This is a genomic window from Pseudomonas aestiva (genome assembly GCF_039908605.1).
GTDB lineage: Bacteria > Pseudomonadota > Gammaproteobacteria > Pseudomonadales > Pseudomonadaceae > Chryseomonas > Chryseomonas aestiva.
In genome coordinates this window covers 4,694,454-4,715,118 of the sequence record NZ_CP150916.1, presented here as the reverse complement: position 1 = coordinate 4,715,118, position 20,665 = coordinate 4,694,454, and the positions used below count along the sequence as shown (strand labels likewise).

General features: G+C 66.9%; 16 protein-coding genes. 6 read left to right on the top strand and 10 right to left on the bottom strand.

Annotated elements, in window-relative coordinates; genetic code table 11:
- The 5 genes from AABM56_RS21855 to AABM56_RS21835 all read right to left on the bottom strand — a co-directional run bounded on the left by AABM56_RS21855 (position 1) and on the right by AABM56_RS21835 (position 10,340).
- Positions 1-2,808 carry a monovalent cation/H+ antiporter subunit A gene (locus tag AABM56_RS21855; RefSeq protein ID WP_133860013.1) on the bottom strand — a complete coding sequence of 936 codons (2,808 nt, stop codon included), beginning with the start codon at positions 2,806-2,808 and terminating at the stop codon, positions 1-3.
- 431 nt (positions 2,809-3,239) lie between these two features.
- The gene (locus AABM56_RS21850) at positions 3,240-4,673 is read right to left on the bottom strand and encodes an efflux transporter outer membrane subunit (RefSeq protein ID WP_133860012.1); all 1,434 of its coding nucleotides are present in this window, start codon (positions 4,671-4,673) and stop codon (positions 3,240-3,242) included.
- Complete coding sequence (locus AABM56_RS21845) at positions 4,670-7,846, bottom strand: efflux RND transporter permease subunit (protein WP_263258652.1); 3,177 nt, start codon at positions 7,844-7,846, stop codon at positions 4,670-4,672. Before AABM56_RS21845 ends, AABM56_RS21850 begins: the two co-directional genes overlap by 4 nt.
- A 159-nt stretch (positions 7,847-8,005) precedes the next feature.
- Entirely contained in the window at positions 8,006-9,223 is a 1,218-nt protein-coding gene (locus AABM56_RS21840) for an efflux RND transporter periplasmic adaptor subunit (protein ID WP_133860010.1), read from the bottom strand.
- Between the two features lie 196 nt (positions 9,224-9,419).
- Positions 9,420-10,340 (bottom strand): LysR family transcriptional regulator, encoded by a 921-nt coding sequence (locus AABM56_RS21835; RefSeq protein WP_027597405.1) that lies wholly within the window; start codon positions 10,338-10,340, stop codon positions 9,420-9,422.
- A 149-nt stretch (positions 10,341-10,489) separates the two neighbouring features.
- Between AABM56_RS21835 and AABM56_RS21830 the strand changes: the two genes are divergently transcribed.
- A complete protein-coding gene (locus AABM56_RS21830; protein WP_133860009.1) occupies positions 10,490-11,506 on the top strand; it encodes a zinc-dependent alcohol dehydrogenase family protein in 1,017 nt (338 codons plus the stop codon).
- Positions 11,507-11,563: 57 nt separating this feature from the next.
- On the opposite strand, the gene AABM56_RS21825 is transcribed toward AABM56_RS21830, so the two are convergent.
- Positions 11,564-12,625 (bottom strand): acyltransferase family protein, encoded by a 1,062-nt coding sequence (locus AABM56_RS21825; protein WP_133860008.1) that lies wholly within the window; start codon positions 12,623-12,625, stop codon positions 11,564-11,566.
- A gap of 303 nt (positions 12,626-12,928) precedes the next feature.
- Entirely contained in the window at positions 12,929-13,225 is a 297-nt protein-coding gene (locus AABM56_RS21820; protein ID WP_007159888.1) for a YciI family protein, read from the bottom strand.
- Between the two features lie 197 nt (positions 13,226-13,422).
- Here AABM56_RS21820 and AABM56_RS21815 point away from each other — a divergent pair, with 197 nt between their 5' ends.
- Positions 13,423-14,376, top strand: coding sequence for a sulfonate ABC transporter substrate-binding protein (locus AABM56_RS21815; RefSeq protein ID WP_133860007.1), 954 nt, complete (start codon positions 13,423-13,425; stop codon positions 14,374-14,376).
- Positions 14,377-14,393: 17 nt separating this feature from the next.
- Here AABM56_RS21815 and znuB read toward each other — a convergent pair whose 3' ends face one another.
- The 3 genes from znuB to AABM56_RS21800 are packed head-to-tail and all read right to left on the bottom strand — an operon-like array spanning position 14,394 to position 16,424.
- Positions 14,394-15,179, bottom strand: a complete 786-nt coding sequence (znuB, locus tag AABM56_RS21810) for a zinc ABC transporter permease subunit ZnuB (RefSeq protein ID WP_133860006.1) — start codon at positions 15,177-15,179, stop codon at positions 14,394-14,396.
- Complete coding sequence (gene znuC / locus AABM56_RS21805; protein WP_133860005.1) at positions 15,172-15,942, bottom strand: zinc ABC transporter ATP-binding protein ZnuC; 771 nt, start codon at positions 15,940-15,942, stop codon at positions 15,172-15,174. Before znuC ends, znuB begins: the two co-directional genes overlap by 8 nt.
- Complete coding sequence (locus AABM56_RS21800; protein ID WP_133860004.1) at positions 15,939-16,424, bottom strand: Fur family transcriptional regulator; 486 nt, start codon at positions 16,422-16,424, stop codon at positions 15,939-15,941. Before AABM56_RS21800 ends, znuC begins: the two co-directional genes overlap by 4 nt.
- A gap of 65 nt (positions 16,425-16,489) precedes the next feature.
- On the opposite strand from AABM56_RS21800, the gene znuA reads away from it, so the two are divergent.
- The 4 genes from znuA to AABM56_RS21780 all read left to right on the top strand — a co-directional run bounded on the left by znuA (position 16,490) and on the right by AABM56_RS21780 (position 20,583).
- Positions 16,490-17,482, top strand: coding sequence for a zinc ABC transporter substrate-binding protein ZnuA (znuA, locus tag AABM56_RS21795; protein WP_347883704.1), 993 nt, complete (start codon positions 16,490-16,492; stop codon positions 17,480-17,482).
- A 518-nt stretch (positions 17,483-18,000) separates the two neighbouring features.
- The gene (locus AABM56_RS21790; RefSeq protein WP_007159882.1) at positions 18,001-18,678 is read left to right on the top strand and encodes a response regulator transcription factor; all 678 of its coding nucleotides are present in this window, start codon (positions 18,001-18,003) and stop codon (positions 18,676-18,678) included.
- Complete coding sequence (locus AABM56_RS21785; protein WP_133860002.1) at positions 18,675-20,069, top strand: ATP-binding protein; 1,395 nt, start codon at positions 18,675-18,677, stop codon at positions 20,067-20,069. Before AABM56_RS21790 ends, AABM56_RS21785 begins: the two co-directional genes overlap by 4 nt.
- A gap of 61 nt (positions 20,070-20,130) precedes the next feature.
- The gene (locus AABM56_RS21780; protein WP_133860001.1) at positions 20,131-20,583 is read left to right on the top strand and encodes a thioesterase domain-containing protein; all 453 of its coding nucleotides are present in this window, start codon (positions 20,131-20,133) and stop codon (positions 20,581-20,583) included.
- Positions 20,584-20,665 lie beyond the last annotated feature (82 nt).

The window sequence follows — 20,665 nt, the reverse complement described above, 5'->3', positions numbered from 1 at the left end:
CTAGAGCACCTCCTGGCTGGAGCCGTCCGTGTCCTTCTCGTCCCGGCTGACGTGGCCCAGGTTGGAGAGGATCAGGAGGGTGGCGCCGACGACGGCGAGGTAGACCCCGAGATCGAAGATCAGCGCGGTGGCCAGTTCGGTCTTGCCGATCAGGGGGATGGCGAAGTAGTCGAAGGCGGTGGTCAGGAAGGGCCGGCCGAACGCCAGCGAGCCCAGCCCGGTGAGGGCGGCGATCAGCACCCCGAGGCCGCAGAGGGCGTGGTAGCTGATCGGCAGGCGCCGCTGGGTCCAGGTCACGCCATGGGCCACGTATTGCAGGATCAGGGCGATGGCGGTGATCAGGCCGGCGATGAAGCCGCCACCGGGCAGGTTGTGGCCACGCACGAAGATGAAGGCCGACACCAGCAGCGCCAGCGGCAGGAGCACCCGGGCCACGTTGTTGAGGATCATCGGATGGCTGTCGCGCGACCAGGGCGTGCCCTTGGGGTCGACCAGCGGATGCGGCAGGTGCAGGTGCTTGAGCAGGCCATAGACGCCCGCCGCGGCGATGGCCAGCACGGTGATCTCGCCGAGGGTGTCGAAGCCGCGAAAGTCCACTAGGATGACGTTGACCACGTTGTAGCCACCGCCACCGGACACCGAGTTGGCCAGGAAGAAGTCGCCAATGCCGGTATAGGGCCGGGTGAGCACGGCATAGGCCAGCAGCGCTACCAGCAGCCCCAGGCCGCCGGCCAGCAGGACGTCGCGCAGGCCGCGCAGGCTGCTGGATTCGATGGGGGTGCGATCGGGCATGAAGAACAGCGCCAGTACCAGCAGGATGATGGTCACCACCTCCACCGACAACTGGGTCAGCGCCAGGTCGGGCGCCGAATAGCGGGCGAACAGCAGCGAGACGATCAGCCCCACGGTGCTCAGGGTCATCAGCGCCTTGAGTCTATTGCGGTGGAAGAACACCGTCAGCACCGCGGTCAGCATCAGGATGCCCAGGCCCAGGGCGGTGAGTGGATCGAAGGGCGACAGGGCCACCGGGCCGTGAAGGCTGTCCAGGCCGGACAGCGCCGCCACCAGCAGCACCAGGGTGGCAGCCAGCATCAGCGCGATATAGCCCTGCAGCGAGCCGCTTTCCAGGCCGAGGGTCAGGCGCTGGGCGAAGCCAGTCAGCCGACTCATGCTCTTCTCGAAGACCTGGAGGGCATCGATGTCGGGCAGGCCCTGCTGCCAGCGGAACAGCGGCTGGCGGAAGGCATAGACCAGCACGCCGCCGACCATGGCGACGAGGCTCATCACCAGGGCGGTGTTGAAGCCGTGCCAGATGGACAGGCTGTAGTCGGGCAGGCTGCCGCCGAGGGCGGCGCTGGCCCCGGCGGCCAGCAGCGGCGCCACGGTGTAGCCCGGCACCACGCCCACCAGCAGGCAGAGCAGCACCAGAATCTCCACCGGGATCTTCATGTAGCGCGGCGGCTCGTGGGGCGGATAGTGGGGCAGGTCGCGCGGTTCGCCGTTGAAGAAGACGTCGTGGATGAAGCGCAGCGAATAGGCCACCGAGAAGACCCCGTAGAGCACCGCCACCGCCGGCACGATCCAGCTGAAGCTGCCGAACAGGCCGTGGTTGAGGGTCTCGTTGAAGAACATCTCCTTGCTCAGGAAGCCGTTGAGCAGCGGCACCCCGCCCATGGCCGCGGCAGCGACCATGGCCAGCACCGCGGTGTGCGGCATGTAGCGCCAGAGTCCGGCCAGGCGGCGCATGTCGCGGCTGCCGGTCTCGTGGTCGATGATGCCGGCGGCCATGAACAGCGAGGCCTTGAAGGTGGCGTGGTTGAGGATGTGAAACACCGCCGCCACGGTGGACAGCTGGGTGTCGAGGCCGAACAGCAGGGTGATCAGGCCCAGGTGGCTGATGGTGGAGTAGGCCAGCAGGCCTTTGAGGTCGTGCTGGAACAGCGCCAGGATGGCGCCCACCACCAGGGTGGTGAGGCCGGTGAGGGTGACGATGTAGAACCACCATTCCGAATCGGCCAGTGCCGGATAGAGCCGCGCCAGCAGGAAGACTCCGGCCTTGACCATGGTCGCCGAGTGCAGGTAGGCCGAGACCGGCGTCGGCGCGGCCATGGCCTGGGGCAGCCAGAAATGGAAGGGGAATTGCGCGGACTTGGTGAAGACGCCGAGCAGCACCAGGATCAGCGCCAGCGGATAGAGGGCATGGCCGGTGATCAGCGGGCCGGCGGCGAGGACGTCGGTGAGCTCGAAGCTGCCGACGATATGGCCGAGCAGGAGGATGCCGGCGAGCAGGGCCAGGCCGCCGCCGCCGGTGACGGTCAGCGCCATGCGCGCGCCCTGGCGGGCTTCCTTGCTGTGGCTCCAGAAGCCGATCAAGAGGAAGGACGACAGGCTGGTCAGCTCCCAGAACACCAGCAACAGCAGCAGATTCTCCGCCAGCACCACGCCCAGCATGGCGCCCATGAACAGCAGCAGGTAGGCGAAGAAGCGCCCGACCTTTTCATCCTTGCTCAGGTAATAGGTGGCATAGAGGATCACCAGCAGGCCCATGACCAGGATCATCAACGCGAACATCAGCCCCAGGCCGTCCAGGCGCAGGCTGAGGTTCAGCCCCAGCGCCGGCAACCAGTCGACCCGCTGCAGCAGCACGGCGCCATCCAGGACCGCGGGCAGTTGCGTCGCCAGCAGGGCCAGGGCCAGGGCCGGGGCCACGGCGGTGCCCAGGGCGCAGGCGCGCCGGCCGAAGCGATCGGTCGCCAGCGACAGCAGTGTTCCCAGGAAGGGCAACGCGATGATCAGCGCCAATACCATGCCTGCATCCTTTAGCTGAGCGCCTCACGGCGGTTGGTAGATGGGGCTCCCTCAGACCTCGAGCGGCATTCGATCCCTCCACGCGGCGATCGCCAGAATGGCGAAAGGCGGAGAAATCGATGTTCGAGTTTCGTACAAGAACAGAAGGTTTAATAACCTAAGGTGATAATAAAAGAGAGACCACAAAATCCTAGCCCCGTCTCCCTTACAAAATATTAGGAAACAGCCAGGCAGCGTCCAGCACAGGACGCAAACGCCCGACGGGCGCTATTCGGGTCTCACTGAGACCTCTGGGACGGGATTTTGCTCAGATCTGCGCGGAGGAGGGCTACCCGGTGCGGTGCCCAAGGCACCGCACCGGGTAGCGGAAGAAAAAACCCGACACGCCAAAGGAGCAAGAGAACACGCGTGTCGGGGGTAAGCGCCGGCGGTTAGCGCGCCGGCGCGGGGGAAGCGTTGCCCTGGGCGAGACGGGTGGGTTGCACGTCCCAGCCGCCACCCAGGGCCTTGTAGAGGGCGACGATGCCGCGATAGAGCTCGATTTCGCCCTGGGCCTGCTGGTCCTCGGCGGCCAGGCGTTCGCGCTGGGCGTCCAGCAGCACCAGGAAGTCGGTACCCCCCTCGCGGTAGCGGATCTCGGCCTGGTCGGCGGCGGCGCGGCTGGCCACCGACTGGCGGATCAGCGCCTGCAGGCGCTCCTGGCGACGGCCATAGTCGCTAAAGGCGTTGGCACTCTCTTCCAGGGCGGTCAGCACCTGCTGCTCGTAGTTGGCCAGGGCCTCTTCGGAGCCGGCGCGGGCGCCGCGCAAGCGGGCGCGGACGCTGCCCAGGTCGAAGGCCGCCCAGCTGATGCTCGGGCCAAGGCCCCAGGCGCGGGCGGCACTGCTGCCGATCTGCGAGCCGCGTCCGGCGGTAAAGCCGAGAAAGCCCGAGAGACTGACCCGCGGGAAGAGGTCGGCGGTGGCCACGCCAACGTCGGCGGTGGCGGCGGCCAGCCGGCGTTCGGCGGCCGCCACGTCCGGCCGGCGGCGCAGCAGCTCGCCGGGATCGCCGATGGGCAGGCGCTTGGCGATGGCCGGCAGGGCCTTGGGTGCGAGATCCACGCTGAGGGCATCCGGGCGCTGGCCGAGCAGCGTGGCGATGCGGTTGCGCGCGCGGGTGGCCTGGGCCTGGAATTCCGGCAGGCTGGCTTCGGTGGCGGCCAGGCGCGCTTCGCTGCGCTGCACGTCCAGGTCGCTGCCCATGCCTTCATCTCTGAGGGTCACGGTCAGACGGCGCGCTTCGCGCTGGTTGCCGAGGTTGTCGCGGGCAATGCGTTCGCGCAGCTGGGCGCCGCGCAGGTCGCCATAGGCGTCCACTAGTTCGGCGATTAGGCTGACCTGTAGGCCGGCGAGGTCGGAGGCTGCAGCTTCGGCGCGGGCGTCGCTGGCTTCCAGGGTATGGCGCACGCGACCGAACAGATCCAGCTCCCAGGCCATGTCCAGACCCAGGTCATAGCGGTCGCTGTTGACCCGCTCCTCGGTGAAGCCGGGTTGCTGGGCCTTGCCGAGCTGGCTGCTGGCGCGGCTAGTGACCGTAGGATAGAGATCATTGGCGTCGTCGTCCCGCAGCGCGCGAGCGGCACGCAGCCGAGCGAAGGCCGCGCGCAATTCGCGGTTGCCATCTAGGCTACTGGCGACCAGGGCGTTGAGGGCCGGGTCCTCGAACTGGCGCCACCAGAGTGTCTCGAAGCGGCCCTGGTCGTAGACGGCGGGCTGCTGGCTGGCCTGGAGTTGCGCGGGCGCCTGCTCGGGCGCCTGGTAGTGCGGACCGACGGCGCAGGCGGAGACCGCCAGCGCCAGCAGCAGGGGAGCGAAAGCCTTCATGCCTGGGCCTCCTGGGCAACGGCGGAGCGGGCCTGGCGACGCTCCACGAAGGCGCGTACCAGCACATAGAACAGCGGTGTGAGTAGCAGGCCGAAGAAGGTCACCCCGAGCATTCCGGAGAACACGGCGACGCCCATGGCATGGCGCATCTCGGCGCCGGCACCGGTCGAGGTCACCAGGGGCACCACGCCCATGATGAAGGCGAAGCTGGTCATCAGGATGGGTCTCAGGCGCAGGCGGCAGGCCTCCAGCACCGCGGCGACGCGGTCCTTGCCGGTGGCCTGCTGGTCCTTGGCGAACTCGACGATGAGGATGGCGTTCTTGCACGCCAGGCCCACCAATACGATCAGGCCGATCTGGGTGAAGATGTTGTTGTCGCTGCCGGCCAGGATCACTCCGGTGATGGCCGAGAGCAGGGTCATGGGCACGATCAGGATCACCGCCAGCGGCAGACTCCAGCTCTCGTACTGGGCGGCCAGCACCAGGAAGGCCAGCAGCACGCAGAGCGGGAACACCAGCAGGGCGGTATTGCCGGAGAGGATCTGCTGGTAGGTCAGCTCGGTCCATTCGAAGGTCATGCCGTTGGGCAGCTCCTGCTTGAGCAGCCCCTCGATGGCCGCCTGGGCCTGGCCGGAGCTGTAGCCCGGGGCCGGCGCGCCGTTGATCTCGGCGGTCAGGAAGCCGTTGTAGTGCATCACCCGATCGGGGCCGGCGGTGTCGCTGATCTTGACGAAGGTGGACAGGGGCACCATCTCGCCGCGGTCGTTGCGCACCTTGAGCTGGCCGATCTGCTCGGGCTCCAGGCGGAAGCGCTGGTCGGCCTGGACGTTGACCTGGAAGGTACGGCCGAAGCGGTTGAAGTCGTTGGCGTAGACCGAGCCCAGGTAGGCCTGCAGGGTGTCGAAGATGGCGTCGATGGGCACGCCGTGGGTCTTGGCCTTCTCGCGATCGATGTGGGCATCGATCTGCGGCACGTTGACCTGGTAGCTGGTGAACAGCGACTCCGGCGCCAGTTCCGGCAGCTGCCGCGCCTTGGCCAGCACGCTCTGGGTCTGGGCGTAGAGCTCTTCGTAGCCCAGGTTGCCGCGGTCCTCCACCTGCAGGCGGAAGCCGCCGATGCTGCCCAGCCCCTGCACCGGTGGCGGCGGGAAGATGGCGATGATGGACTCCTGGATGGCGGCGAATTCGCCGTTCAGTTGGGCGGCGATGGCGCCAGCCGACAGCGAGGGATCACGGCGCTCCTCGAAGGGCTTGAGGGTCACGAAGACGATGCCGCTGTTGGGGCTGTTGGTGAAGCCGTTGATGGACAGGCCGGGGAAGGCTACGGTGCTTTCCACGCCGGGGTGCTTGAGGGCGATGGCCGACATGCGGCGGATGACCTCTTCGCTGCGATCCAGGGTGGCGGCGTCGGGCAGCTGGGCGAAGGCCACCAGGTACTGCTTGTCCTGGGGCGGCACGAAGCCGGTCGGCGTCTTCACCAGCCCCAGGCCGGTCAGGCCCAGGAGGATCACATAGAGCACCAGCACGATGGAGCCACCGCGCAGCACCCGGCGCACGGCGCCGACATAGCCGTGGCTGGCCTTGTCGAAGAAGCGGTTGAAGGGGGCGAACAGCCAGCCACCGAACAGCCGGTCGAGCAGGCGCGAGAAGCGGTCCTTGGGCGCGTCGTGGCCCTTGAGCAGTACCGCGGCCAGGGCCGGCGACAGGGTCAGGGAGTTGAAGGCCGAGATCACCGTGGAGATGGCGATGGTCAGGGCGAACTGGCGATAGAACTGCCCGGTGAGACCGGAGATGAAGGCGGTCGGCACGAACACCGCGCAGAGCACCAGGGCGGTGGCGATGATGGGCCCGGTCACCTCGCCCATGGCGCGCCGGGTGGCGGCCACCGGATCGAGGCCGAGGCCGATGTTCCGTTCGACGTTTTCCACCACCACGATGGCGTCGTCCACCACGATGCCGATGGCCAGCACCAGGCCGAACAGCGACAGCGCATTGAGCGAGAAGCCGAAGGCGTGCATCACCGCGAAGGTGCCGATCAGCGACACCGGCACCGCCGCCAGCGGAATGATCGAGGCGCGCCAGGTCTGCAGGAACAGGATCACCACCAGTACCACCAGGATGATGGCTTCGAACAGGGTGTGCACCACGGCCTCGATGGAGCCGCGCACGAAGATGGTCGGATCGTAGACGATCTCGTAGTCCATGCCCTGGGGGAAGCCCTGCTTGAGCTCGGCCATCTTGGCGCGCACCTGGTTGGACAAGTCGATGGCATTGCTGCCGGGGCGCTGGAAGATCGGGATGGCCACCGCCGGCTGGTTGTTCAGCAGGGATCTCAGGGCGTACTGGTTGGAGCCCAGTTCGATGCGGGCGATGTCGCGCAGCCGGGTGATCTGGCCGTCGCTGCCGGCGCGCACGATGATGTTGGCGAATTCCTCCTCATCCACCAGGCGGCCCTGGGTGTTGATGGCCAGCTGGAAGCTGGTGCTGCCGGGGGCCGGCGGCGCGCCGAGGGCACCGGCGGCGACCTGGCGATTCTGCTCGCGGATGGCGGTGACCACGTCGCTGGCGGTCAGGCCGCGCGAGGCGACCTTGTCCGGATCGAGCCAGACGCGCAGGGAATAGTCGCCCATGCCGAACAGCTGGACATCGCCCACGCCGTCCAGTCGCGCCAGTTCGTCCTTGACGTTGATCAGGGCGTAGTTGGACAGATAGAGCATGTCGTAGCGCTGATCCGGCGAGGTCAGGTGCACCACCATCGCCAGGTCCGGCGAGGCCTTGTCGGCGGTCACGCCGAGGCGCTGCACCTCTTCCGGCAGCTTGGGCAGGGTGCGGGTGACGCGATTCTGCACCTGCACCTGGGCGGTATCCAGGTTGGTGCCCAGGGCGAAGGTGATGGTCAGGGTCAGCTTGCCGTCGGCGGTCGACTGGGACGACAGGTAGAGCATGTGCTCCACGCCGTTCATGGCCTGCTCCAGGGGCGCGGCGACGGTCTCGCCGATCACCTTGGGGTTGGCGCCGGGGAAGGTGGCGCGCACCACCACGGTGGGCGGGACCACCTCGGGGTATTCGCTGATCGGCAACTGGAACAGCGAGATGGCCCCGCCGATCAGGATGATCAGCGAGAGCACGGCGGCGAAGATCGGCCGGCGGATGAAGAACTGGGAGAAGTTCATCGGAGCAGTCCTTGAGCGAAAGGCGTGCAGAGGCGCAGCCATCCCGGCCATGGGCCGCTCCTACCGGCACGGACGCCATCGTAGGAGCGGTCCATGACCGCGATACCGCGATGCCTGGACGGGAGAAAGTCTGAAACGGGACGGGGTGGAGCCTAGGGTCTAGCGACTACCTACCTTGAGCGGCTGGGTAGGCGCCGGCAGGCTGGCGAGGACCGCGTCGCGCTGGCGCTTGAGGGCAGCCAGGGTGGTGGCATCGGCCATGGGCACCGACTGGGCGTCGACGGTCATGCCCGGGCGCACCCGCTGCAGGCCGTTGACCACGATGCGATCGCCGGCTTCCAGCCCCTTGCGCACGATGCGCAGGCCTTCCAGGCGCGGACCCAGGTCGACGGTGCGGTAGGCCGTCTTGCTCTGGCCATCCACCACCAGCACGAATTTCTTGCCCAGGTCGGTGCCCACGGCGGCGTCCTGGATCAGGGTGCCGTCGTAGGTGCCACTGCCCACCAGGCGCAGCCGGGCATAGAGCCCCGGGGTGAAGCGACCGTCGGCGTTATCGAACACGGCGCGACCATGGATGGTGCCGGTGCGCGGATCGAGCTGGTTGTCCATGAAGTCCATGTGGCCTTCATGGGAAAAGTCGTCCTCGTTGGACAGCGCCATGTAGACCGGGCTGGCCGTGCCGCGCTGACCCTGGCGAGCCAGGGCCTGCTGCTTGAGGAAGACGCGCTCGTCGGCGTCGAAATAGGCATAGACCTTGTCGGTGGAGACCAGGGTGGTGAGACGGGTGTCGCCGGCGTTGACCAAGTTGCCGGCGGTCACCTCGGCGCGGCCGACGCGCCCGTCGATGGCGGCGCGGACCTCGGTGAAGCCCAGATTCAGGCGTGCGGCATCCAGTTGTGCCTGGGCGGCGGCGACGCTGGCCTTGGCTTCCTGGGCGGCACTGCGGCGGGCCTCGACGATTTCCGCGGAGATGGCGTTGCTGCTGCGCAGGCGTTCGCCGCGGGCGGCTTCGTCGGCGGTACGACTGGCGCTGGCGCGGGCCTGTTGCAACTCGGCTTCGAGGCGCTTGACCTCGGCCTGGAAGGGGCGCGGATCGATCTGCAGCAGCAAGTCGCCACGCTTGACCCGAGCCCCCTCGTGGAAGAGTACGCGGTCGACGTAGCCGGAGACACGGGGACGCACCACCACGGACTCGGGCGCTTCCAGGCGGCCGGTCACCTCGTCCCATTCCACCACCGGCTGGCGCAGCACCTCGGCGGCGCTCACCTTGGGCGCGGGCGGTGCGGCGCTGGCCTGGGGATGGGAATCGCCGCAGGCGGCCAGGAACAGCGTTGAAGTCAGGGCCAGGGGGCCGAGGGTTTTCGCGAAGAGATCCATGTTCGAGTCCGCCCGAGGTGGAAAGAGGTCAGGGAGGCGAGTCTGCCGCCGCGCGCGGGCAGCGACGAATCGAAGGGCTCGAACTTATTTATCGATGGCGATGATGGTTTTGTTGAAGGTATCGCTGGCGGTGATGGCCCTTGCTGGAAAGGGCCGTCGTTGAGCCGTTCTGCCGGAACAGGGGTGGCTCTGTGCCTCAAAGACTGTCCGGATCGCCAATGAACATCTGGATGCGCGACCTCAGCCAGCGTTCGCCGGGATCGTGATCCTGGGCGCCGCTCCAGGCCATGGGCAATTCATGGCTGCCGTCGCGCAGCTCTTCCGGCGGGTCCTCGTACCTCAGGCCACCGGTGCTGGCCAGCAGGCGCGCGGTGTAGTCCGGCACCATCACCAGCAGATCGGTTTCCGCCAGCAGCGAACCCAGGCCGTTGAACTGGGGCACCGCCAGCACCACCCGGCGCTGGCGACCGAGCTTGTCGAGCAACTCGTCGATATAGCCGGTGAGATCGCCGGCATAGGACACCAGGGCATGGGGGCGGGCGCAGTATTCGTCCAGGGTCAGGCGTCCGGGCTTGCTGTCGGCGCGCAGCACCTTGAAGCCGAAGCGGCGTACCGGCCGGCGCTTGGCATTGGCCGGCAACTCCTCGGTATAGCCCACCGCCACGGTGATCTCGCCGGAGGCCAGCATGCCAGCGGCGGTCAGGTAGTTCATCCGCCGCACCACCAGGGTGGTGCCGGGTGCCTCGATGCGGATGCGCCTGAGCAGCGGCGGCAGCAGGGCGAATTCGACGTCGTCGGACAGGCCGACGCGAAACACCCGGTCGGCGCTGGCCGGCTCGAAACTCTGGGTGCGGCTCACCGCGCTGGAGATCTGGTCCAGTGCCGGCGACAGCAGGGCGGCGATCTCCTGGGCCCGCGGGGTGGGTTCCATGCTGCGCCCGGTGCGGACGAACAGCGGATCGTCGAACAGGGTGCGCAGCCGCGCCAGGGCCGCGCTGATCGCCGGCTGGCCGAGAAACAGCTTTTCCGCGGCACGGGTGACGCTGCGCTCGAGCATCAGGGTCTCGAACACGATGAGCAGGTTGAGGTCGACGCGACGCAGATCGGTACGGTTCATTCAGGCCCCGGCAGGGAGTGGATCGATACCCCCGATGTCCATTATCGATGGGGATGCATAGAATCCTAAGGGAAGGCTGGTTAGAGTCCTAGTCATAGCAGTCCGCCTCGGCAAACGTCCCGGGGTTGGCATCAACGCGAGGTAATGCCATGTCCCGCCTGATCCAGTTCACCGAATTCGGCCCGCCGGAGGTGCTCGCCTGCATCGACCGGCCCACGCCCGTGGCGGGTCCAGGCGAGGTGCTGGTGCGGGTAGCAGCCATCGGCGTGAGCTGGTACGACGTGCTCTGGCGGCAGAATCTGGCGCCCGAGCAGGCCGTGCCGCCGGCCGGTCTCGGCTGCGAGCTGGCCGGGGTGGTCACCGCCCTGGGCGAGGGCGTGGCCGACCTGGCGGTGGGTGATCGCGTGGCCAGTTTCCTGGGGCACGACATCAATCGCTACCCGGCCTATGGCGACGACCTGGTCTATCCGGCCACCTCCCTGGTGCGCTACCCGGACGTGCTCAGCCCGGTGGAAGCCGCGGTGCACTACAACCCGCTGCTCACCGTCTACACCGCGCTGATGCACCAGGCCCGGCTGCAACCGGGCGAATGGGTGCTGATCACCGATGCCAGTCGCTGCTGCGGCCCGGCGTCCATCCAGCTGGCCAAGGCCCTGGGTGCCCGGGTCATCGCCAGTACCCACGATGCCGGCGACCGTGACTACCTGCGGGAGCTGGGTGCGGAAAGGGTCATCGCCGCCGAGGAAGAGGATCTGGTCAGCCGTATCGCCAGCATCACCGACGGCGTCGGCGTGCACGTCGCCCTGGATGCCCTGGGCGGTCCGCAACTGGCGCTGCTCGGCGAGGCCATGGCGCCCCGCGGCCGGCTGCTGCTCTACGGCCTCAACGGGGGCAACCAGACCCCGCTGCCGGCCTGCGCGGCCTTCAAGAAGAAATTCAAGCTCTACATCCACTGCGTGCAGGACTTCACCGGCCAGCCGGAGATGGGCCTGGAAGCCGATTGCGCTGCGGTGCGCGAAGCCCTGCAGCACATCGACCAGCTGACCCGCGATCGCCTGCTCAAGGCGCAGATCAAGCAGGTGTTTCCCTTCGAGCAGTTCGTCGAGGCCCACCGCTGCATGGAGCAGTGCCCCACCCGGGGCCGCGTCGTCCTCAGCGTCGAGTGATGTGCCGATAATAAAAAACCCACGCCTGGGCGTGGGTTTTTTTCATGGCCGCTCGGCCTAGGCGGCGGCTTTCTTCTGCAGCGGCGGCGTGGCGCGGTTGACCCGCGTCTTGGCGCCGAAGAAGGCCACGCTGAGGAAGTGCAGCGGACTGATCCGTTCCAGCACCAGTTTAAGCGCCACCGGCAGGAACAGGCCCATGACCATGCTGACGGTAAAGACCACCCAGACGTCGTGCACCTGCAGCTTGTTCAGCACGATGCGCGCACCCGCGGTGCCGAAGACGTGGAACAGGTAGATCTCGAAGGAGAAGTACCCCAGCCAGGCCAGCGGCTTGAAATAGAAGCGGCGGGCGATCAGCAGGCTGATGGCGGCGAGCCCCAGGGCAGTGCCCACCACGGCCATGTCGCCTTCGTCGAGATCGACCAGCTCGAACAGGTAGGCCTGGTCGATAGCCACCAGGATCACCAGGGCCACGGCCATGGTCACGACATTGCGTTGGGTGATGAGCTGCGCGCCGAAGCGGTAGAGACCCAGGCCCAAGAGGAAGAAGGGGAACAGCTGCACCGCCTTGTAGAGGCTGAACAGGTCCGGGAAGCTCTCCCAGGCGAAGGACGCCGCCAGGGCCACGGCGAACACCAGGCCGAAGTTGCGCAGGGTCAGCAGCAGGCCGGCTTTCTCCAGCAGGGCGATCACCACGAAGATGCAGAAGATCGACTGCAGGAACCAGAAGTGCGCGTAGCTGAAGAAGTAGATGCTGAAAATGTCGGTCAGCTGCGGCTTGTAGTTGGTGTTGGGCACCGCCATCTGCAAGGCGAAGAACAGCGTGGACACCACCAGCAGGGGAATGCCGATGCGTTTGAACTTGCCCTGGTAGAAGCGAGACAGATCGCTGCCGGTATTCACCGGGCGCAGCGCATAGACGTAGCCGGAGATGGCGGTGAACAGCGGCATCCGGACATAGACGAGGGAATCGTAGAGATAGCGCAGCACCGATTCGTCCGGCACCTTCATGCCCAGGGTCGACGAACTGCCGATGACATGGCCCGCTACCATCAGAAACAGCGCCAATCCGCGAATCGTCTCGATGCGCAGATCCTTTTCAGGCGTGGTCTTGGTCATGCTGAGTCCTCTGTACTAGCTAAGCGAGACAGCGTTTCCACGGGAGTGGGAAAGGATGTCGGCGCATCAGATCATCTGAGCCCGGTGAGCTTAGGCTAGTTCGTTAGCTTCCTTGCGGTAAGGACGGGAAAAGTCCGGCTTTTCTTGCGCTGCATCACTTTTCTGTGAATCGATTCCTGGAAGTGTGAACTTGCAACGGCTGCGAACGGCGTTGATTAAGGTGGCATTGTGCCAGGCTTAAGCTGTTCTTAAGCCAATCCGCGGTAGGGCGGAGGCGGCCGGTCAGGCCGCCCTAGAGAGCACCTAGACGAACGCCTTGCCGTCCAGAATCGCCTTGCGCCAGCGGGTGATGCGCACCTCGCCCGGCAGACCGGCGCTGGTGAAGGGATCGCGGGCGATAAAGGCTTCCGCCTCGGCGCGGGTTTCCACATCGACGATGTAGACGCTGCCGCTGGCGGTCTCGCCATCGTCACTGAGTTTGGCGCCGCAGGCCAGCAGGGCAGCGGCGTTCTCGCGCAGGAAATCCAGGTGGGCCGGGCGATGCTGCTGGCGCAGGGCCAGGCTGTCCGGCTTGTCGAAGGTCTCGATCAGAAAAGGCATGGCAGGCTCCGATAGGGTCGACGGCCCCGGTGGCCGCCGCTGGCGCAGGGTGGCGCGATCCTAGTGTCAGCGTCAATCGGACCTTGGCCTGCTCTCCCTGCCCGGCCCGGGCATAGCCTTAGCAGAGAAACGTATTAAACATCTTGGTCTAGGTAGGCCAGGCTTACCTTTCCAAATGGAATATCAGGAAGGTCGCCATGTTTCGCTCCCCTCTCCGACGCTGGCTGGCGCAGGGCGCCGTTCTGCTACTGGCACTTGGGATGCTCGCCCCGGCCCAGGCCGCCGACCAGGTCCTGCGCATCGGCTATCAGAAGGGCGGCGGTCTGCTGGCGGTGCTCAAGGCCCAGGGCACTCTGGAGCAGGCCCTGGGCGCCCAGGGCTATCAGGTGAGCTGGCGCGAATTCCAGGCCGGCCCCCAGTTGCTGGAGGCCCTCAACGCCGGCAGCATCGACGTCGGCTACACCGGTTCACCGCCGCCGATCTTCGCCCAGGCGGCCGGGATCGACCTAGTCTACCTGGGCGCGGAACCGGCCAGCGAGGCGGTTGAGGCCATCCTGGTGCCGACCGCCTCGCCGATCCGCGACGTGGCTGGGCTCAAAGGCAGGAAGGTGGCGGTGCAGAAGGGCTCGAGCGCCAACTTCCTGCTGGTCGCCGCCCTGGAAAAGGCCGGGCTGAGCTTCAAGGACATCCAGCCGGTCTATCTGCCGCCCGCCGATGCCCGCGCCGCCTTCGCCAACGGCTCGGTGGATGCCTGGGTGGTCTGGGACCCTTATCTCGCGGCCATCCAGCAGAGCCAGCCGGTGCGGGTGCTGGCCGACTACAAAGGGCTGTTGCATGCCAACAGCTTCTATGAAGGGTCGCGCCGCTTCGCCGACGCCCATCCCGAGGCGATCCGCCTGCTGCTGGCGGAACTGGCCAGGGCCGGCGCCTGGGCCAATGCCCACAAGCCGGAGGTGACGCGCATCCTGGCCGAGCAGATCGGACTGCCGGAAGCGGTGATCGCCACCTGGCAGGCGCGTACCGGTTATGGCGCGACGGCGCTGACGCCGGAGATCATCGCCACCCAGCAGCAGACCGCCGACATCTTCAAGGCCCAGGGGCTGATCCCCCGGGCGGTGGACGTCAGCCAGGCGGTTTGGCGGGCGCCCTAGCAGACTTTGAGTGGTCTCTAGGCGCGGCGGGGCAGGAGGTAGCCCAGCAGGAACATCCCGGCGGCGGCCACCACCACCGAGGGGCCGGCCGGCGTGTCCTGGTACCAGGACAGGGTCAGGCCCAGGCAGACCGCGGCCATGCCCAGCAGGCTGGCGCCACAGGCCATCTGCTCGGGGCTGCGGGCATGGCGCTGGGCGGTGGCGGCGGGAATGATCAGCAGCGAGGTGATCAGCAGCACCCCGACGATCTTCATGGCCACGGCGATGACGATGGCCACCAGCAGCATCAGCGCTAGGCGGATCCAGGTCACCGGCAGGCCTTCGACCTGGGCCAGCTCCTCGTGCACGGTGATGGCCAGCAGCGGACGCCACAGGCAGGCCAGGGCCACCAGCACCACGGCGCTGCCGCCAAGGATCCAGCGCAGATCGGCCGGGCCCACCGCCAGCAGATCGCCGAACAGGTAGCTCATCAGGTCGATGCGCACCTCGTGCATGAACGACAGCGCCACCAGCCCCAGCGACAAGGTGCTGTGGGCAAGGATGCCCAGCAGGGTGTCGGCGGCCAGGCCGCGGCGGCGCTGCAGCACCACCAGCACCACGGCCAATGCCAGGCAGCCGACGGTGACGGTCAGGGTCGGACTGACATCCAGCAGGAAGCCCACGGCGACCCCGAGCAGGGCGGCGTGGGACAGGGTGTCGCCGAAATAGGCCATGCGCCGCCAGACCACGAAGGAGCCGAGGGGACCGGCAACGAGGGCGAGGGCGAGACCAGCGAGCAGGGCATACAGCAGGAAATCAGCCATGCTTGCAGTGGGCTCCATGGACATGCGGGGTCTTGACCACGCTGCCATGCAGGTCGTGGGCGTGATCGTGGTGATGGTGATAGACGGCGAGGTTGCGCGCACTCTGGCCGAACAGCGCCTGATAGGCCGGATCGCCGCTGACCTGCTCGGGATGGCCGGAGCAGCAAATGTGGCGATTCAGGCAGATCACCTGGTCGGTGGCGCCCATCACCAGATGCAGGTCGTGGGAGACCATCAGCACGCCGCAGCCATGGCGCTCGCGCAACTGGCCGATCAGTCGGTACAGCTCGCTCTGGCCGTTGATGTCGACGCCCTGCACGGGCTCGTCGAGCACCAGCAGTTCGGGCTGGCGAAGCAGCGCGCGGGCCAGCAGCACCCGCTGCAGCTCGCCGCCGGAAATGCTCTGCAGGGGACTGTCGATGACGCCCTCGGCGCCTACCTCACCCAGGGCGGCCAGGGCACTGGCGCGATTCACGCCCGGCACCAGGCGCAGGAAACGCAGCACCGACAGTGGCAGGGTGGCATCCACCTGCAGCTTCTGCGGCATGTAGCCAATGCGCAGCCGCGGGCGACGCCAGACACTGCCGCGATCGGGCGTGAGCAGGCCGAGCACGCTGCGCACCAGGGTGGTCTTGCCGGCGCCATTGGGGCCGATGAGGGTGACGATGCGGCCGGGGTCCAGGGTCAGGCTGACCTGGTCGAGCACCGCCTGCCCGGCAAAGGTCACGCCGACATCCTGCAGCCGGATCAGCGCCTCGCTCATGCCTGCTTCCGGCAGGCGGCGCACTGACCGACCACTTCCACGGTCTGGCCTTCCACCTGGAAGCCCACGGCGCTGGCGCCGTCGAGGATGGCCTGGTGCACCGCCGGCTGTTCCAGCTCGATGCTCACCTGACAGCTGCGGCAGATCAGGAACTGGCCCTGGTGGGCTTCGCCGGGATGGTTGCAGCCGACGAAGGCGTTGAGCGAGGCGATGCGGTGCACCAGGCCGTTCTCGACCAGGAAATCCAGCGCCCGGTAGACGGTGGGTGGCGCGGCTCGGCGGCCGTCCTGCTCGCTGAGCACGGCCAGGATGTCGTAGGCGCCAAGCGGCTTGTGGCTTTGCCAGACCAGCTCCAGCACCCGCTTGCGCAGGTCGGTGAGGCGCACGCCGGCGCGGCTGCAGAGTGTGTCGGCCTCGGCCAGCGCGTGGGCGACGCAGCGCGAATGATCGTGGGGCCGAAAGGCCAGGGGGGCGTCGGACATGAAACAGTACCTTGAGAGCCAGGACGTTATTATATTGCACCTCTCTTAAGAATCGGGATTTTCACGTGCCGCGCCTCCTACCCCTCGTCGCCTCCCTGCTGCTCGCCTGCACCCTGCTGCCCGCCCAGGCCGAGGTGAAGGTGCTGACCAGCATCAAACCCCTGCAACTGATCGCCGCGGCCATCCAGGACGGCGCCGGTCAGCCGGCTGTGCTGCTGCCACCGGGCGCCTCGCCGCACCATTACGCCCTGCGGCCCTCGGACCTGCGCCAGGTGCGCGAGGCCAACCTGGTCTACTGGATCGGCCCGGATCTGGAGACCTTCCTGCCGGCGGTGCTTAAGGAACGCCAGGGTCCCAGCCTGGCCATCCAGGAATTGCCCGGCCTGCATCTGCGCCGCTTCGGCGCAGAGCATGCGAACGCCCATGACGACGATCACGGCGATGAGCACGAGCACGAGCACGAGCACGGGCATGCGCACGGTGATGAACAGGGCGGCGAACCGGAATACGCCCACGACCACGACCATCGTCCGGGCAGCCTGGATGCCCATCTCTGGCTGAGCCCGGCCAATGCCCGGGTGATCGCCACCCGGCTGGCCGCCGACCTGAGCCAGGCCGATCCGGCCAATGCGCAACGCTACGCAGCCAACCTCAAGACCTTCGAAAGCGCACTGGCCGCCAAGGATCAGAGCTTGCGCACCCAATTGGCGCCGCTGGCCGGCAAGCCCTATTTCGTCTTTCACGAGGCGTTCGACTATTTCGAGGAAGCCTATGGCCTGAGCCATCGCGGCGTCTTCGCCTTGGGCGCCGACGTCCAGCCCGGTGCCCGTCACGTAGCCGCCATGCGCGAAGAACTCAAGGCCGCCGGCCCGACCTGCGTCTTCACCGAGCCGCCGCTGCAGCCAAAGATCGCCACCACCCTGAGCAGCGGTCTGCCGGTGACCCTGGTGGAGCTCGATCCCCTCGGCGCGCACATTCCGGCCGGCGCTGAAGGCTATGTCCAGCTCCTGCAGAACGTGGCCGACACCCTGGGCGGCTGCCTGGGCAAGCTGCCCTGACCCTCCGCCGGGCGACGGATCGGTAACCGCTGCCATCCGTCGCTCTCGGGCCACTTCGCGGCCGTTCAGCTTGCGTTCAGGACGAGTTCAGGCAGCGTTCAGGGCCATTGGCCTAATCTGCAACTGTCAGATCAGCAACGCCGAGGTCGCCCGGACATGTTCACCCTAGCGCAGCTCCCGCTACGGCAGATCGTCTGGACACTTCGACCCGACCTGGCGATGTTCATCCTTGTAACTCCACTGCAGGGTCACCAAGTCAGCTCTGGTCCCCTGTAGCCGTCTCGCGACGGAGCCGTCCCCCAACGGCAGTTTCCGATCCCCATGAAGTGCTCCTTACCTCTCCAACTGGAGAGGTTTTTTTTGCCTGGAATAAAGTGAGTGACGCCGTCCATATATTCCCCGCGCTCGCCGTCAGCCCGCCAAAGCCGCCATAATCGGTGCCGGGGCGTCGCTGCGCGCAGCGTGAGCTACGTGCGGTCGCAGCCACAGAGAGTCTCGTTAGCTGTTCAGGAGTCTGCATGAAGATCCTCGTCGTCGAAGACGAAAACCTGCTGCGCCACCACCTCAAGGTGCGTCTGGGTGAAGCCGGTCATGTCGTCAATGCCGTGGCCGATGCGGAAGAAGCGCTCTACAGCGCCCGCGAATTCCACCACGATCTCGCCATCATCGACCTGGGCCTGCCCGGCATGAGCGGCCTCGATCTGATCCGTCAGCTGCGCAACCAGGGTGCCACCCTGCCGATCCTCATCCTTACGGCCCGCGGCAGCTGGCAGGACAAGGTCGAGGGCCTCGGTGCCGGGGCGGACGACTACGTGGTCAAGCCCTTCCAGTTCGAAGAGCTGGAGGCGCGCCTCAATGTGCTGCTGCGCCGCTCAGCGGGTTTCGTCCAGCCGAGCATCCGCGCCGGCTCGCTGAAGCTGGATCTGGGCCGCCAGCAGGCCTTCAACGAAGAACAGCCGCTGCAGCTGACCGCCTACGAATACCGGCTGCTGGAATACCTGATGCGCAACCACCAGCAGGTGATCACCAAGGAGCGGCTCATGGAGCAGCTCTACGACGATGACGGCGAGCATGACAGCAACGTCATCGAGGTGCTGGTCGGCCGCCTGCGGCGCAAGCTGGAAGCCAGCTGCCAGATGCAACCCATCGAAACGGTCCGGGGCCGCGGCTACCTGTTCACCGAGCGCTGCCAGTGATCCGTTCCTTTCGCGTGCGGCTGCTGCTCAGCGCGGCGCTGCTGGTGATCGTCTGCCTGGCGCTGATCGTGCCGGCGATCCGCAATGCCTTCGACCGTACCGTGGAAAACTTCGTCGCCGCGCGGCTGGAGGCCAACGCCAACACCCTGATCGGCGCGGCGCGAGCCATCGACGGGCGCCTGGCGATGCCGGAGATGATCGCCGAGGAGGTCTTCGACCGACCCGGTTCGCCGATCCTCGGCTATGTCTACGACCAGAACGGTCGCCTGCTCTGGCGCTCGCGCTCGGCGATCAAGGAGCGGCCCAACTACCGGCCGACCTTCGACGGCGGCGGGGTCAAGCTGGTCAAGGCCACCGATGACCAGGGCCAGGGCTTCTTCGTCTTCGATCGCGAGGTGCTGCTGGGCAATCCGCCGGTGGCCGGCTTCAGCGTGGTCACCATGCAGCCGGCCGAGGAATACGAACGGCTGCGCGCGACCTTCGTGCATCAGGTGATTCTCTGGCTGGTCGGGGTGCTGGGTGCGCTGCTGGTATTGCTGGCCCTGGTCATGCAGTGGAGCCTGAGACCGCTGCGCCGCCTCAGCCAGCAGCTGGACGCCGTGGAAACCGACCAGCGTGAGCTGCTCGACGAAAAGAACGTGCCCAGCGAGATCAGCCGCCTGATCCGCTCGCTCAACCGCCTGCTCGATCACGAACGGCTGCAACGCGAGCGCTACCGCGACACCCTGGGTGATCTGGCCCACAGCCTGAAGACCCCCTTGGCGGTGTTGCAGGGGGTGACCGAAGAGTTGCGCCGGCAGCCGCAGCTGGATCAGGAGGTCGGCACCCTGCAGACCCAGATCGAGCGCATGAACCAGCAGGTGATGTACCAGTTGCAGCGGGCCACCCGCCAGGGCGGCGCGGTGCTCAGCCGGCCGCTGGAACTGGCGCCGCTGCTGGACTCCCTGTTCAGCACCCTGGACAAGGTCTATGCCGAGAAACGCGTTCAGGCCGAAATGGACCTGCCGCCGAATCTGCGGGTGCAGGCCGAGGAAGCCGCCATGCTGGAGGTGTTCGGCAATCTCCTGGAAAACGCCTATCGGCTCTGCCTGACCCAGGTGCGGGTCAGCGCCCGCCGCCATACCGAGCACTGGGTGCTCGACATCGAGGACGACGGCCCGGGCATCCCAGCCGAACGGCGCGAAAGCGTGCTGCGCCGCGGCATGCGCATGGACAGCCGGCACCCGGGACAGGGTATCGGCCTGGCGGTGGTCCAGGACATCCTCGAAGGCTATCGCAGCAGCCTGACCATCGACGAGTCGAGTCTGGGCGGCGCCCGTATCCGCTTCCGCCTGCCGGCGGCGATTTCCCCGGAGCGGCCTTCCTTGGTGCACAATGGCGCCAGGACGTGACCCATGGGTCATGGCTTGCGTCTGCTCCTGATAGTGAAATTCTGTCTGTAAGGACCCCGGCATGAGCCGCGACTGCCGTCACCTCGAATCCCTGTTGCACCACGATATTCCCATCACCAAGGCCCTGGGCCTGGAAGTCCGCGACTGGAGCGAGCAGCGCCTGCAGCTGCATGCTCCGCTGGATGCCAACATCAACCACGCCAGCACCATGTTCGGCGGCAGTCTCTATTGCGTGGCCGTACTGGCCGGCTGGGGCTGGCTGTACCTGCGTCTGCGCGAAGCCGGCATCGAAGAAGGCCACATCCTCATCCAGGAAGGCCAGATCAGCTATCCACGGCCCATCACCGCCGACGCCCTGGCCTATGGCGAACCGCCCGAAGCCCGCGCCTGGGAGCGCTTCGAGACCACCTTCCGTCGCCGCGGTCGCGCGCGCATCACCCTGCAGTCGCGCATCGTCACGGAGAGCGGTGAGGATGGGGTGCGCTTTATCGGTCAGTACGTGCTGCACCGCTGACAGCGGGCGCGGCATGCAAAAGGGCGACCCTGGGGTTAATGCCAGTCAGTTAAGAGCTTCACCTTGACGCCTGACTGTCGTC